This is a genomic window from Cedecea davisae, assembly GCF_044095835.1.
GTDB lineage: Bacteria > Pseudomonadota > Gammaproteobacteria > Enterobacterales > Enterobacteriaceae > Cedecea > Cedecea davisae.
In genome coordinates, this window is record NZ_CP172054.1 from 3,862,660 (window position 1) to 3,877,185 (window position 14,526).

At 45.3% G+C, this 14,526-nt stretch carries 10 protein-coding genes and 2 pseudogenes; 5 read left to right on the forward strand and 7 right to left on the reverse strand.

Features of this window, described 5'->3' with window-relative positions; genetic code table 11:
• Window positions 1-87: 87 nt before the first annotated feature.
• Together ACG1VR_RS18465 and ACG1VR_RS18470 are read left to right on the forward strand one after the other, a co-directional pair.
• A pseudogene (locus ACG1VR_RS18465) lies at window positions 88-381 on the forward strand (transposase); the annotation flags it as partial.
• 235 nt (window positions 382-616) lie between these two features.
• Window positions 617-835, forward strand: coding sequence for a YgdI/YgdR family lipoprotein (locus ACG1VR_RS18470; RefSeq protein ID WP_395491124.1), 219 nt, complete (start codon window positions 617-619; stop codon window positions 833-835).
• 88 nt (window positions 836-923) lie between these two features.
• On the opposite strand, the gene ACG1VR_RS18475 is transcribed toward ACG1VR_RS18470, so the two are convergent.
• The gene (locus tag ACG1VR_RS18475) at window positions 924-1,184 is read right to left on the reverse strand and encodes a hypothetical protein (protein ID WP_395489512.1); all 261 of its coding nucleotides are present in this window, start codon (window positions 1,182-1,184) and stop codon (window positions 924-926) included.
• A gap of 191 nt (window positions 1,185-1,375) precedes the next feature.
• On the reverse strand, window positions 1,376-1,744 hold the full coding sequence (locus tag ACG1VR_RS18480) for a hypothetical protein (protein WP_395489513.1): 369 nt from the start codon (window positions 1,742-1,744) through the stop codon (window positions 1,376-1,378).
• A 149-nt stretch (window positions 1,745-1,893) separates the two neighbouring features.
• Between ACG1VR_RS18480 and ACG1VR_RS18485 the strand changes: the two are divergent.
• A pseudogene (locus ACG1VR_RS18485) lies at window positions 1,894-2,316 on the forward strand (lipid II flippase MurJ); the annotation flags it as partial.
• 207 nt (window positions 2,317-2,523) lie between these two features.
• Here ACG1VR_RS18485 and ACG1VR_RS18490 read toward each other — a convergent pair.
• Both ACG1VR_RS18490 and ACG1VR_RS18495 read right to left on the reverse strand, forming a co-directional pair.
• Window positions 2,524-2,763, reverse strand: coding sequence for a DUF333 domain-containing protein (locus ACG1VR_RS18490; protein WP_395489514.1), 240 nt, complete (start codon window positions 2,761-2,763; stop codon window positions 2,524-2,526).
• Window positions 2,764-3,016: 253 nt separating this feature from the next.
• Complete coding sequence (locus tag ACG1VR_RS18495; protein WP_395489515.1) at window positions 3,017-10,147, reverse strand: Ig-like domain-containing protein; 7,131 nt, start codon at window positions 10,145-10,147, stop codon at window positions 3,017-3,019.
• A 1,703-nt stretch (window positions 10,148-11,850) separates the two neighbouring features.
• On the opposite strand from ACG1VR_RS18495, the gene ACG1VR_RS18500 reads away from it, so the two are divergent.
• Window positions 11,851-12,636 carry a transcriptional regulator gene (locus ACG1VR_RS18500; protein WP_395489516.1) on the forward strand — a complete coding sequence of 262 codons (786 nt, stop codon included), beginning with the start codon at window positions 11,851-11,853 and terminating at the stop codon, window positions 12,634-12,636.
• 9 nt (window positions 12,637-12,645) lie between these two features.
• On the forward strand, window positions 12,646-13,122 hold the full coding sequence (locus ACG1VR_RS18505; RefSeq protein WP_395489517.1) for a hypothetical protein: 477 nt from the start codon (window positions 12,646-12,648) through the stop codon (window positions 13,120-13,122).
• 118 nt (window positions 13,123-13,240) lie between these two features.
• Here ACG1VR_RS18505 and ACG1VR_RS18510 read toward each other — a convergent pair whose 3' ends face one another.
• From ACG1VR_RS18510 to ACG1VR_RS18520, 3 genes are all read right to left on the reverse strand, one after another.
• Window positions 13,241-13,504, reverse strand: coding sequence for a hypothetical protein (locus ACG1VR_RS18510; RefSeq protein WP_395489518.1), 264 nt, complete (start codon window positions 13,502-13,504; stop codon window positions 13,241-13,243).
• Window positions 13,505-13,824: 320 nt separating this feature from the next.
• Window positions 13,825-13,953 (reverse strand): integrase core domain-containing protein, encoded by a 129-nt coding sequence (locus ACG1VR_RS18515; protein ID WP_395489519.1) that lies wholly within the window; start codon window positions 13,951-13,953, stop codon window positions 13,825-13,827.
• Complete coding sequence (locus ACG1VR_RS18520) at window positions 13,901-14,293, reverse strand: DDE-type integrase/transposase/recombinase (RefSeq protein WP_395489520.1); 393 nt, start codon at window positions 14,291-14,293, stop codon at window positions 13,901-13,903. Before ACG1VR_RS18520 ends, ACG1VR_RS18515 begins: the two co-directional genes overlap by 53 nt.
• Window positions 14,294-14,526 lie beyond the last annotated feature (233 nt).

Here is a 14,526-nt window from a genome sequence, read left to right on the forward strand (position 1 = left end):
ACTTGTCGCATTCCCTGAAACCTAGATTCCATGCCCCCCTCTGGATGGAATGACCCAGCGGTCAAGTTTGTATGAAAATGCCGTTAATTTATTTCTCTGGCGCTGGCTGAATGGGCAGAGATACACGCAGTAAAATTGGAGTTCATCCAGCCGGGTAAACAAACGCAGAACGCTTTCATTGAGCGTTTTAACAGGACATATCTTACAGAAATACTCGGTATTTATCTGTTCAGAACGCTGAATGAAGTACGGAAAATTCCGGAGAAATGGTTATCAGAATATAGCTGTAAACGCCCGCATGAATCACTGAACAAGATGTCACCGGAGGAATATCGACTGCGCCATTATTTTGCCGGGATTTCAAAAAATGCCTGGAACTAAAACGGATCTATCTACAGAATGGATTGCGAGCCGGGCTAGATAAATGCAAGCCCATTGTCACTTAATGTGAGCCGGTGGCATTTTTAATTTGCAGTTAATGTGAGCCGAATTTTTTGCTGATTGCGAGTCGCAGGGATTTCGTTTGCGAGCCGCTACAGATAGTAGACTTTACTAATGAAACTCCTTAAAATAACAGTTCGTTATTTTAAGAATCACTTAATCAAACGGGAAGTGGATTGTGGAGAAATATTTATTTTTGGCTGTTTTTGCAGTGGCAACCGTTTTGACTGGATGCTCCAGCAACTATGTTCTGCAGACTAAATCAGGTGAAATGATTGTCACTAAAGGCAAACCGGAAACGGATAAATCTACGGGACTGGTGAGCTATAAGGATGCGGGTGGTTTCAAACATGAAATAAACCGCGATCAGATCACCAATATTGTTGAAAAATAAAAGATGCATTATTTAATTCGCACATGAACATGTGCGAATTTTTTATAAAAACCTCAACCGTTATTTAATGCTGGACTTCAATCTGTGTTCAGCCTTTGCGATACATACAGTCCTTCATCAAAATATCTCGCTGACTCTCGTTTTCATCACTCGTTGAGTAGCTCGTATCCGTAGTTTTATGTTTTTCATCTTTAGATGTGTATTTACCAGTGATTTTATTGTCAGGTGGCAAATCTCTGAGTGCCTGTGCTTTACATTCAGTTTCAGTAATCTCTTCCTGCTGCTTGTCGGTGCCGGGCTTGACCCACTGATACTCAACACAACCCGTCAAGCTTATCAGGATTAACATCCTGAAAAAATTTTTTTCATAATTTCCAGTAAAAAATTAAATGAGTTAACAGTAAATTTAGTGTTATCGAATTTCTTTAAATAAAATATCAAAACTCTAAGGTGAATTTTGGATATAGGAAATGATTTTACGTCAAGACTACTTTTTAATCAGAAAAAATTTCTGGGTAAAAAACATTCTGGTTTTAGTGTTTAACGAAGCTCTCTTTCGCATTGTGCAATCATCGACACGATTGCATTGTGTACATCCGGGGCGTGAGGAGCATAGAAGAAATCAACACTGCTCTGGTTTTCTCCTGAAGGAGAAATATCTACATATGCCACATTATCGTAGTGTTCATCCTGCAAATTGAAACGGGATGTGTTGCCAGGCAAAGGATCATCTTTAATCAGTAATAGCTCCTGTTTAAGGGCTGCTGAATAGAGGCAGTTTGCTACAGCATTGGTATGGCTTTTAAAATAAATGGTTTTTAACTCCGGATGTATTCCTACTCGTCCCAAATCTATACAACCAGAAAGAAGAAAAATCATTAACGGCATTAATAATACTTTTAATCGCATATTTTATAGCTCACGGCAATAAACCCATAACCTAATCATAGCGCACTTAATATCAATAATACTTCAACAGAAAAATGCACACACTGTCCCCAATTTAACTTTCTGTAACATGTATCACTATCAATTTATTTAAATCGCTGTACACTAATTATTCACGACATGACATCAAAACGCCGGTAAAAATTGACATTGTTACGTTGATTATGACTCAACTTATGAACCTTGCGTTAATTGGTCCACTAAAGCATGCAGGTCTGTCATTGTTGATTAATCTGGCGGCTTGCCTCAATGCCGGGTTGTGATACTGGTAGCTACGTAAGCAGAAGATTTTCACTCCGCAATCAGGTTGGTCAAGTTTCCTTATTCGTCTGATGATCGGTTTGTTAATAATGTCTACAGCGTTGCTTGGTATGAAGTATGTCATGCCGGAGTGGTCCGAGAGTACCATGCCATACCGTTTAATGCGTCTAATAGCTGTTGTGTTCAGCGGTGCTTTAACTTTCTTTGCCACACTGGCGGTACTTGGTTTCAAAGTTGAAGATTTTACCCGACCTGTTAAAGGTATAGCCTGATAAGGTATGACCAACCCGCAGTTCATATCTTATTTTCAAAGACCATGAACTACAGGGGCTGCAGGAACCATCCGGCAATTACCATAAACTGATCAGACAGAAATATAACTTGTCATTTTTATAATGCTTTTCAAACGATAATGATATCCTGTATATATCCCGACGGGATATATACAGGTCGTTGAAATAACATTGATGCTCACATAATTAACCTTTTTCATGATCCCTGTGATATAAAGCCCATTCTTCAATAAGCTCTCCTGAAGGAAGTGTACAATACCCTACGTTCCCCTTACTACCTTTAACAATACTTAGCTTACCGCCTTTATTATGACAATATACAGATGCAGGATTTGCCATATTTACAGGCACATTTGTTAACACCTCATGCTCTGAGGTACATGCTGATAGTAAAAGCGTAGCTATAACTAATAACGAAAATTTCATAACGCTCTCTTAAATAAAGATAAAAACCATTCTGCCAAGTATGGTTGACAATAATATCATCCCCCTCCCTCCTCCACCAGAATTAAATATATATTTGAATGTGGTGTTTTTTAGTGAGATACCTTCAATCAGAGCATCTCCCATTTTACGCAGGCTGGGTGACTCCCACAAAAATAAAGTAAAAGCTCCGCCGAATTATGACGGAACTTTACTTACCCACCCATTCTTAACAAAAAATAGATATCTAAAATCCTTATTCAACAATCTGCATATCTACCCCCTTCTGGGAATCGTCAGCATTATCACCGTTCCAGTCTAAGTCAGGAGATTTTAAATGGAATGATTTTCCGCCATAGGATATCTTCGCTGAGACCCAGGCTTTACCATAACTAGAATTACGCCAGCAATCCTTAACCAGTAACCCTATTGATGTTGATGTACTCATTGTATCTTTGTATCCAAACCCACCACCACGAGCAACTTCCCCCATTAGTCTAATAAACGAAGTTTCTCCTCCTCGATAAGAACCATTCATGTAAGCTACACCTTCGACATTAAATATTGACGGCCTTGCCGTTTCCTTAGGCCAAATGTTGACATTCCAGAACACATATGCGTCTCTCTGATTCACTCCTGAGCTACTACGACAAGTATTTTCTGAGTCAAAGTTATCATTTTCCCCAGGGATGACTATTTGGTGTGACAAACCTGCCATTTTTGTTTCAAGAACTTTACTGATATCAATCAGTGATGTCCTGACATCTTTACTTAATGCTTCTGCTGAAGCTATATCATTATAACCAAATGCATTAATAGTGATTTTCAGGGTGTGACCTACCCATTCAGCTTTTGGATCTATCGATATAGTTTTGTGAGTAATATCAGTTGTATATACCTCATTAAATATGACGTTGTCACCATTCTTAAGTGTAACAACAACCTTCTTCGGCAATCTGTATATATCGCTAGGATTACTCACACCCCACGAGATATCAAGAGAATCTTTTTTGTTGAATGGCTGCCAAGTATTTTCATCCATAGAATAGCTTTGTAGTAACGATTTCCCCTCTACTTTTTCAAATGACAACTCAGGTCGACCGTAGACTGCTAGTTCATAATAACCAGATGCAGCTTCATAACGCTCATCTCCCTCTACATTTATACTTATTTTGGTCAATCCAGCATTTGCGCTGGATGCTTTGGAACCATCCTCATTCAGAGATACAACTTGGGTATCCGAAGATGACCACTTAGCAGACACGTCTGACGGTAACCCGTTTTTTGTGGACTGGAGATACTGTTCTGGGGTTTGATCCAGCTCTACAGTATTGACATTAATTCTCGACTTTTCGAAAGAGAGATCCAGTTTAGCTTTCGAAATAACCAGAACATATTCAACTGAAGAACTACGGTATCTTTCATTTTCGGACGCTAATGCAGTGAACTTAACCGTCCCTGACTTCAGAATTGTTACACTTGAACCATCTTTGCTAATAGTGGCTATACTAGAATCAGATGATGAAAAACTGACCTGAACATCCGAAATTTTAACCTCTTTAGTACCTGTGTCTAACTCAGGCAAACTGTATCCGTTACCATAAGAAATATTATGCGAACCATCTCCAAACTGTAGGTTAATATTTGCCTTGTCAATTAATAGAGTATACGAGGCCATAGCAGAGTTATATTGTTCATTTCCCGGCGTAAAAACAGATATGTTTACCGTACCTGACCTCAATAAAGTTACGGTTCCTTTTTTGTCAACAGTAGCAACACTTTTATCTGAACTCGACCATATCTGGTCTACGCCATCTGGCATGCCCTTTACAGCTTGTGAAGCCGTAAAATTACTGCTCCAGGTTACAGGTTGTTCGGCATTGGCAAATCGTAAATCTGGTGTAATGGCTCCGACAGTGACTGTAACAGAGTCCCCCACCTTTTTACCGTCCACATGTGCACTGAGTGTGACCTGCCCTTTGGTTGTTGCAACCCCTGTTGCCACATAGCGCCCATTCTGCTGGTCCTGGACTGCACTGAGCTTAAATCCATCCAGCGAATCAGCGCCTTCGATTATGACCGTTTTCCCCATGACCGGGTTACCGTAGGTATCTTCCAGACTGGCTGTGAACGTTACCGTATCCTTACCGTCAGAGCCGATACTGGTTTTGTCTGCACCAAAAGTCGCGTTTTTTATCTCTCCAGCCACCACGGTGACATTGTCTGCCTGGATATGGTTATCTGCATCAAGATACGCTGTCATCTGAAGCAGTCCTGCGGTATGGCTTTTCACCTCGGTGGTCGCGATACCCTTTTCATTGGTGCGCGACGTTGGCGCATAGCTTTCCGCCAGTCCACTAAGCTGCCAGGAAACCACCACATTATTCAGCGGGTTCCCTTTAGTATCTGTGACCGTGGCACTGTAGGTCACCCCTTTTGTATCTCCGGCTGTCAGGCTGGTTTTGTCCGAGGTAACCGCCGACAGTTTCCAGCTGTCAGTATCGCCTTTCACCGTCAGTATCCGGCTCTTGTTCAGTGCCTTGTCACCCACGTTAACAGTGAGAGTGGCACTGCCTGCCTTGTCGCTGCTAACCTTCATTTTATAGTGGCCAGGCACATCGCGGTTTTCCTGGCTTTCGCCAATGGTCACAGCGCTGTTATCACTGTGACCACTGACACTCTTCCCTGTAAGCAGGTTGCCATTACTGTCCCGTAATGTCAGTGTCAGTGCGGCGGTTTCTTTTCCGGCCACAATCACTGAAGGTGCAAGTATCAGTTCTGAGCGGTTTTCATCCACATCACTGGAACTGAATATCACGTCAGGCGCAGGCGTGGTGCCTGACGGGAGAATGACCTCCACTTTGGCTGTCCCTGCAAGCTTCCGACTCAGCGTGACACGTGCAGTGCCGGAATCATCCGTGCGGGTCATCTGTTCGCTGAGCGTACTGCCCTCATTTGCGCTCCAGGTAACAGGAATCCCGGCTCCCAGAGCATTTTCGTTAACATCGGTCAGCACGGCAGCATATGTGACAACGTCGCCCACGGTGGCAGAAGCTGGTGTCACGCTGATGCTACCTTTGACTTTGGCAGTATCATTGTCAGCTTTGAGCGTTAGTGAGGCGGTATGATTGATGCGGATATTGCTGACATCAGCACTTACCTGGGATGTCCCTGCTTTTTTACCCGATACACTTGCCGCGTAGATGCCTGGTGACACCTCACTGAAAGCGGATATAGTCATATTCAGGTCAGGAGTGAAACCGGCAGTTATCTTATCTTTCAGACCCGGGAGCAGATTGCCTTCGGCATCGCGGGCTGTGACACTGAGAGTAGCACTTTCTTTTGCTGCAATGATGCTGGATGGAGAGACAGTGAGTGAGGATTTATCCGCACTGATATCGCCAGCGGTGAAGGTGACAGCTTTATTGGCCTTAATCGGCGAGCCACCACCCAGCATGGCTGAAACCCAGGCGCTGCCGGCTGCACGACTACTCAACGTAATTTCAGCTACACCGTTCTCATCCGTTGAGCTCAGACTTGAAGAAAGAGTACCCAGTGTGGTACTCCAGCCCACAGCAACCCCTTTAAGTTTTGTATTGCCATTTTCATCCTTGACCTGCGCCCGAATCGTCACAGTTTCCTGACCGTCAGCCCTGGCCGTATCAGGGCCGGATACAGATACGCTGTCAATCTGCGCAGAGTACTGGCTTGCCAGCAATGCCAGTGGCGCCTGAAGGTTAACCGTTCCGCTTTTCGCCTTCAAAGTCCATGCGCCCTCTGCGGTTCCGGTGACCGCAGCCTGATAAACCCCCTCTCCCTTTTCCACTGGCGCAAAGTGAATACCCGACTTTGTATCTGCGCTCCAGTCGATGGTCTTCCCTGGTGCAGGGTTATTCCATTTATCGCGAAGGATAAGAGATGCCTGTGCTTCGGATACGCCGTCAGCCGTAATGGACTGAGGTGACACCGAAAGTTGGCTGTGTTCACTCGCTGGCTCTCCCGGACCAAAAGTTACCTGAACCGAACCTTTTTTGCTGTTGTAAAGTACGGCAGTGACCGTGGTGAGGACCGCTTCTGTCCCGGTAAGCTGTACCGTGGCCTTGCCTTCTGCATTCGTCTGACTGACGGTGTCACTCAGCTGGTTGTGGCTGGTTTGCCACGCCACACTGGTGCCTGAGACCGGGTTATGATTCCCGTCAACCACAGTGGCCGTAAGAGTAACGGGCTGCGCCTGACCCGCAGTTGCTGTGGTGGTACTCGCTGTTACACTCACATTCGCAGTCTGTTCATCAGATACGGCTGTGAGGGCAAGTGACTTCGTATCCCCCTTACCAAGCGATGCGGATACGGTCACTTCTCCTGCCTGACTCGTTGTCAGTGAGGCGGAGGCCACGCCATTTGCATTCGTTACGGGGTGGGAAGGTGTTATTCCGGCGTTATTGCTGTTAGTGAGCGCCACTTCCACACCAGAAAGCGGGTTACCATTGGTGTCAGTAATGCTGACTGTCAGTTCTGCTGAATCTTTACCATTGGCCGTCAGCGTCTGTTTGTTAGTGTTGAATGCCTTGATGACCGGGTTCTGCTTGTCAGCCACGAAGGTAAACGGAGAAGCTGTCTTTGACGATGCATTCGTGGACGCCGTGACCACCACGTCACTGTACGCGCGCGTACTGGTAACCCGCACTTCGGCAATCCCTCCTTCTGACGTAATGGTTTGCGCATCATTAAAGACGACAATGCTGCTGTCCTTACTGGATTTCCAGTCAACAGGAATACCGGAAAGTGGGTTTCCATTCTGGTCCTTAATGAGTGCTCTGAATGTCACAGCAGTTACACCGTCAGCAACACCGGACGCATCAGCTGTATCAACAGAGGTTACAATGGCCGTCGCATTATTGCCGGTAAAGGTAGTCTCCTTTGAGGCTGACTGGCTGTTCACGCTGGCAGCCACGTGCGCAATACCTGCAACAGTACTGGTCATCGCGGTGGTGACCATACCCCGGTTATCCGTTTTGGCTTTATCCTCAGCGAGCACTGCGCCATTATCTGCACTGAATGTCACCAGGACGTCCGGTACGGTATTGCCCTTTGCATCAGTCACCCGGGCTGAGACGGTTTTTTCTGTCTTTCCGTCAGCCAGGGAGACCTCGGGAAGAATGCTAAAATCCTTTTGCTCAATCCGCGCCGTGTTCCGGTCAGGACGGAAAGAGAGCTTCAGCGTCTTACTTGCCTTATTGTTGATACTGGCTGTGACGGTTGTTTCGCCTGCAAGCGATGAAGTAACGGGAACAATGACCGTACCATCTGCTTCTGTGATGGCTGACTCTGCAACGCTGGCGCTGTTATCTGCCTGAAGGCTGACTGACTGACCGGGGACAGGATTACTCTGCGCATCGACAACGGTCACGCGAAATCTGTTTTGTGACTTACCATCAGCAAGGGCTTTGTCTTCAACAATATCCAGAACGCTTACCATTGCCGTGGCATTGTCTGCGGTCAGCTTAACATCTGCAGACGCGAATTTCGTATTACGGGCCGATGGTGTAACCGTGAATCCTTCAGGCATCGTCCCGGAGGTGACTGTCATCACATATTCACCGGCCGCACGTCGGGTAAACGATGACAAGGTGGCGCTGCTGCTCCCGCGAAGCCTCGAAGTTTTCTCAACACTGATTTCATTTTCAGCAATATCGACCGGCTGCCCTTCTTTATCGTTCACCTTCAGAACGAATTCCTGCTGTGAAACGCCGTCAGCTGGCAGAGTGGAGGCCGGAGGTGAGAGCGTACTGGTCGTTTTATCAATAGCAGCCTGAGTAACGGTGACCTGGGTTTCTGACTGGCCGGAAATGTTCCCTTTTTTATCAACTGCGACGCCACTGATAGTGTAATTGTTGACACCTTCCACACCTGAGCGATATGCCGGTATCACCACTGTCCAGTCCACCCCGTTCTGCATGATTTTTCCTCCTGCAGCGATGAGTGATGAAGCCGACCAGTCAATGCGCTCCAGCCCGTACTTGCTGTTGACGGATACCCCCAGAGATTTCTGCTCACCGGCATAGCCCGTCACCAGGTCTGCTGTCTTAAGGCGGATAACTTCTTTTTTGCGGTACTCCAGCACGATGTTGTTGTTGCGCTCCACCAGGTCATACCGGCTGCCGGCAAGGCTGCGCATGGCAGCCACCGCGTCAGGATTAATCTGGTGCTGCCATGGCATTCCCAGCTGGTAGTTCATATCGACGCTGAAACGGGTATCGCTTTTGCCTGACTGCCCCTGCCGCTGCTCTGCACTGAACGTAAGCAGCGGCACCGGCGTGTAATTCACGCCTGCCGTGACGGCGTGCGGATTTCGCTGACGGTTGTCCCTGCCAAACAGGGCCACCTCATCACCGTAGTACTGCTCATAAGTCAGCTTACCGCCCAGCTGCGGCAGGGACGGCAGCCAGTACTGCGCCCGGACATCCCATCCGTTAGCCGGGCGGGCCTCGTAGTCCTCAAGGTCAGGCGCGTTTTTCCAGCCCGTCAGGCGGTGGTAGCTGTTGACACCCAGCTTCAGGAAGTCACGCCAGTACTCTCCGCCCAGTCCCAGCCGGGCATGCCCCCGGGACAGGTCGTAGTCAAGGAAGGTGTTAGCGCCCAGCATCCAGTCACTGGCGAACCAGCGGTACCCTAACCCCAGATTAGACTGGGTGCGGTCATCGGTCCGGTGAATACTGCCCTGGGTGAAGACAAGACTGTCCTTTTGTTCGTACAAAGGGACAAGCAGGTCGAGCTGAGAGTTTTTAAGGGAGAAGTTTTTATCCGCATCCAGCTGTACGCGGGCGGTGCCGAAACGGCTCAGCCACTGCTGGATTTCGGCGCCCGCCGCACCGCCCGCCATACCCCGGGCCATGGACGCAGCCGCGTCACTTTTTGCGCTACCGGAGAGAAAACTACCGACTTGTGAGGTGTAGCCTGCGACTTTGTTCGCCTGCATGTCTTCACTATTATGACCTGATACGGATGCGGCCGGGACATCGTCCCAGCGCACTTCCGGGAGTGGGGCCACAGGAACATCCAGCTCGTCACCTGCCTGCAGGTGGTCAAAGCCACGCGCGAATGTACGGAACTGATTAAGCTCGCGTAGCTGCACCGGGCTGAGGTGGTAATTTTGAGCAACCGATAATACCGTTTCACCGGGTGCTAAGGTATGTACCTCTGTGCGCAGTGTGGACAGCGGCACTGCTTGCTGTAGAAAATGGGACTTGCTTGCGCCTGCCATAACTGGAGTGAAGGCTACTGCCGCCGGAAAAGCAGCCTGGAGGGCGATGCTGAACCAGGCAATACAGCGGATGCCCGGAGATAAACTGTCATCAGCAGTTTGTCGTCTAGCGTTAAGGTTATTCATAGATATTAACCATTACTAATTATTGAAATGGATTCCCTGTACACTAATCAGTTAATTAAGATGAGGTAACTGAAGCACAGAAAAAATACGTGATCTTTCGTTTGGATACAGTTGCCGTAAAATCAGACGGGCTTTATTAAGAGGTGATGATCGAGAAGTCCGTGAGGATACCATCCCTTCCGGTAACGTCCTGAGGCACTAAGATAATATATAGGTTCCATTTTAATTTTTCGTTTTTTCCTTTCACATATATCCATGCGTCTTTCTTTGTAGATAAGCAAATTCAAGTAAAAGACAAAAGGTGAGATGTTGTCCAGATGAAAGGACAAATATGATGCATGTCTCAGTCCTATTTTTAAAGCTAGTCTAGATCTAAACGCATAAATCTGTTTGACCGAACGCTTCAGATTAATTGAAATTTCCTCGAGGGACATTCCGGCCACAAGGCAGCGTAACAATTTTAAGTCAAACATCGCGAAGTCATTAATTCCAACTGATAACTTTCTTTTTTCTTTTTGTTTCATGTTGTGGGCCACTACACGCTGAAAAAAATGAGAATCATGCCTGTCTATCTCCTGATGGAACCCAATGTCATCAAGGAGAAATCGGCATGAGGAACGATGTGTTAACCACAGCACGTTTGTCTGAGGATTGCATGACAGTATTTTGTTGAAGTTTTTCCAGATCTTTGAAAAGAAAATTCTGGTGTCAACAAACAGAATCAGTATATTAACAGGCTCGATTAATGCATCACCACCCGACAGATAATAATGCTCGCATTTGTAAGAGCCTAAAGAATGTTTAACACCCAGGTACAGATACAAGTCATTTGTGAGCACAGCGTAATGCATTCTAGTGGGTCTCTGTTAAATGAGTTACGGTTTGGATATGGTTCTGCCGGCTATAGCAGGCACATTGAAAATAAAACAGCTTACGTTATTAACCCCTATCTTTTTCTCTAAAAGGTTTGCCCTGATACTGAAGTGCGTCAATAGCTGAGTTCAACCTTTTTACAGAATAAAATAAACTTGTTAACTCTACCGCTACACAGGTGCTATGAAAAAGAAATGGATGTAATGAACTCTATTTCATCCCTAAGTTTAATCAATGGCTGAAAATAGGATAAGGTTCCCTCATCTTTGTATCCATTTACATGCGTCTGAAGACACTCATTGAGGCACGCCAGAAGATAACGATAAGAGCAAACGTCAAGATCGTCATCAACAAGTACAGCCAGGAACCTGCACATTTCTGCACACTCAATAAACCCATAAAAAGAGAGGCACTCATTTATATCGCGCTTGGTTAGATGTTGACGCACAGCAGAAAAAGAATTTATTTTTGTTGATTTTTCAGATGCAGAAATATTCATATTTATCGAACCTCTTTAGCCATCATATTTAACTTTAACTTATTACCATTGCTTAGCGGAGTAGAATATTACTAAAACCATCCGTCATTTCGTGAAAGTAATATTCCTAAAAATGCTGCCTTGGGGCAACTCATCAAAATCTGAAGAAGATGTGAATGCAACAACACCCCATCACTGCAACTCTCATAAGACTTTGTTTATCAACAAGTTGACCACTATTCACACTATTGATAAGTGTTGAGATAGAATATTGATTATTTGAAAAAATCAGACTTACATGATATGTTTTTCATTACTTCTATCATGATCTTCGTGTGGCCAATAAGAATATATGACAAAGTTCATCCTTGAGAATAAAGTAGTGTACGATTCCGTAAATCACTCTTTGTTTTACATTGATCAGCTTGATACGCAAACGTCCCTGGCGATCCCCGCGAGTCTATGTTTGCTCGCAATGCTAAACAAAAAGAACGAAACGGTTTCGCTTGATGAACTCCAGTTCTATGCCTGGGAATCGAGGGGAATGAGTGTTTCACCCAATACAATCTATCAGAATATATCGATACTTCGAAAATCACTAATTAAATTTGGACTGGCATGTGATTTTATAAAAACAGTTCCCAAGCGTGGTTTTGTTGTTCTGGGCGATCAATTTTCAGAAATGGAAAACAACGAAAAGAAAGCGAGTATACCTGAAGCTACAGACACTCAACCTGGAATAGAGAAACAAACAATAAGAGATGATTCAGAAAAGAAAACTCAAACCTCTCCTAATGTTTTATTTTTTTTAAGTATTATAAGTGTATCTTTTATTCTGTTTTATGCTTCTTATCAGTTTACTCTTAGAAATGAAATAGAAAACTCCCCTTACATCTATCCTGAACTTACTCAATTAAACATATCTGGGAAATGCCATCTTTTCAGGAATAAGTCACTTGCTAGCGATCTGGATTTTATTAAATTCATATCGTCACAGGCTATTGATTGCAGCCAAAATAACTGGGTGTACATTATTAATTACCCTCCAGCTCCCCAGACCTTTGTTTTAAAATGCTCTGCGGATGTTTTTTTTAAAAATACACGTGATTTTTTTTGCAAGTCTGAATACTATTACTGAGGGGCCTAAATGAACAGGAAATATATATTTGGTGTTGTTATTGTTTTTTCCGTACTATCTGTAATAGTTGGTTTTTTTTACGGTGAGCACGTAAAAACAAAGGACGGACTTTTCTGTACAACAGATATAAGCATCCACTCCGGTAATAATACATTAAGCATGACCCTTAATTATCATATGCAAAGTGGTGTTGGTTATATGACGCTTGAAGGCGTTTTGTATAATTATAAACATAAGATATCTAATGTCAGTCTATTAAAACACTTTCGTTACAGTGAAAGTGATGGTGAGTTTCTATTAACTCAGATACCTGACGGAGTTCTGGAAGTCAGTGAGGCCGATAAATCTATTTTAGAAGAGTATATTCCGGATTTTTATCTTACTAATAAAATTCCTACGCATCATATCAGGATCAAACAGCTCAGAAAAGGTCTATGGATTTTTACTACAGAACCCGTGCCTTATTTTGTATGTGCAGAATATTGAACAGTAAGCTGATAAGATAACATCAGTATTCACCGTGACCTTCAGCTCTGGTGAGATCGCATTAAAATGCTTCAATAAAAGTAATCTTCCATCGCCTGCCATTACCGACAGTAGGGTTTTACACCTGTAGCAAGATATAAAAACTAGAGGCCCTGTTCATCAGGGCATCAGATGAAAGCGCTATTTGCTCAGGTAAGTCAGTGCGGGGTGGATCGCCGCAGCTAAGGAGGGTAATGCACCGGCCAACGGTCACCACATTCGCGACGTCCTCCAGCAGGGTAGAAATTGTATTGCCAATACTGACTACCCTCCCCTTACTGATTTCTTCCAGGTACACAGCATCGATCACCGCCAGCCCCAACGTGGACTGGACGGCATCCATAACCAGCTCGATCCCGGAAATAGGGGGTTGAGGTCCAACCGTACGAAAACGTACGGTAAGCGAAAAGTAAACGACTGAAAAATCGATTAGTAGTCAACGCTGTCCGTTAAATGCCATTTTTTGATTATAATGACACCATTTTAAGGGCGTTTTTCTATGTCCATTATATTTGTATATATCAGATATTTACCTCACTAACGTACGTTTTCGTTCCATTGGACTTCAGACCCCGTCACTGAATGGCTTTGGGCGGGTATGGCTTTGCAGGAAATGGGGGCAAGGCAGAACTGACCCTGACCCCGAATATGCTCCAGTCATAATCAGGAATAACCGACAGACTTCTCGGCAAATTCAGATGGCGTCATCCAGCCCAGCGCAGAATGGGGACGTCTCTGGTTATAGTGTATGCGCCAGGCCTCGATTTTGCACCGTGCATCCTCCAGGGACATGAACCATGTTATCGTTCAGACATTCCTGCCGCAGCCTGCCATTAAACGACTCCACAGTGGCATTGTCCGTCGGTGTTCCCGGGCGTGAGAAGTCTATACGGATCCCTCGTTCATATACCCATTTGTCCAGCATTTTCCCTGCAAATTCAGAGCCATTATCGGTTTTCAGTAATTGTGGTAAGGACCGTCTGAGCGCAATGGAGTTCAGCATCTCTGCGACCTCCGTTGAGCGCAGATTCTGGCCCACGCAGATCCCCAGACATTCGCGGGCGTAGAGATCAATGACCGTCAGCAGACGTAACCGACGCCCGTCAAATAAGGCGTCAGAGACAAAGTCCATTCCCCAGATATGATTCGGATACAACCCCTGAGGCTGGGGCTGCCGACGCTGTGCCGATTTATTTCGACGTGGGCGTTTAAGACGCAGGGGCAGGCCCCGATAAGGAGCCTGTAAAGGCGTTTGCGATTATCCCACGATCCCTTCTCAGATCAGGAAGTGAACTCTGCTATAGCAATGTGGGATCCGTGTTTCGGTGAACTCCCTGATTCGCAGGCGGAGTGCACTGTCGTCTG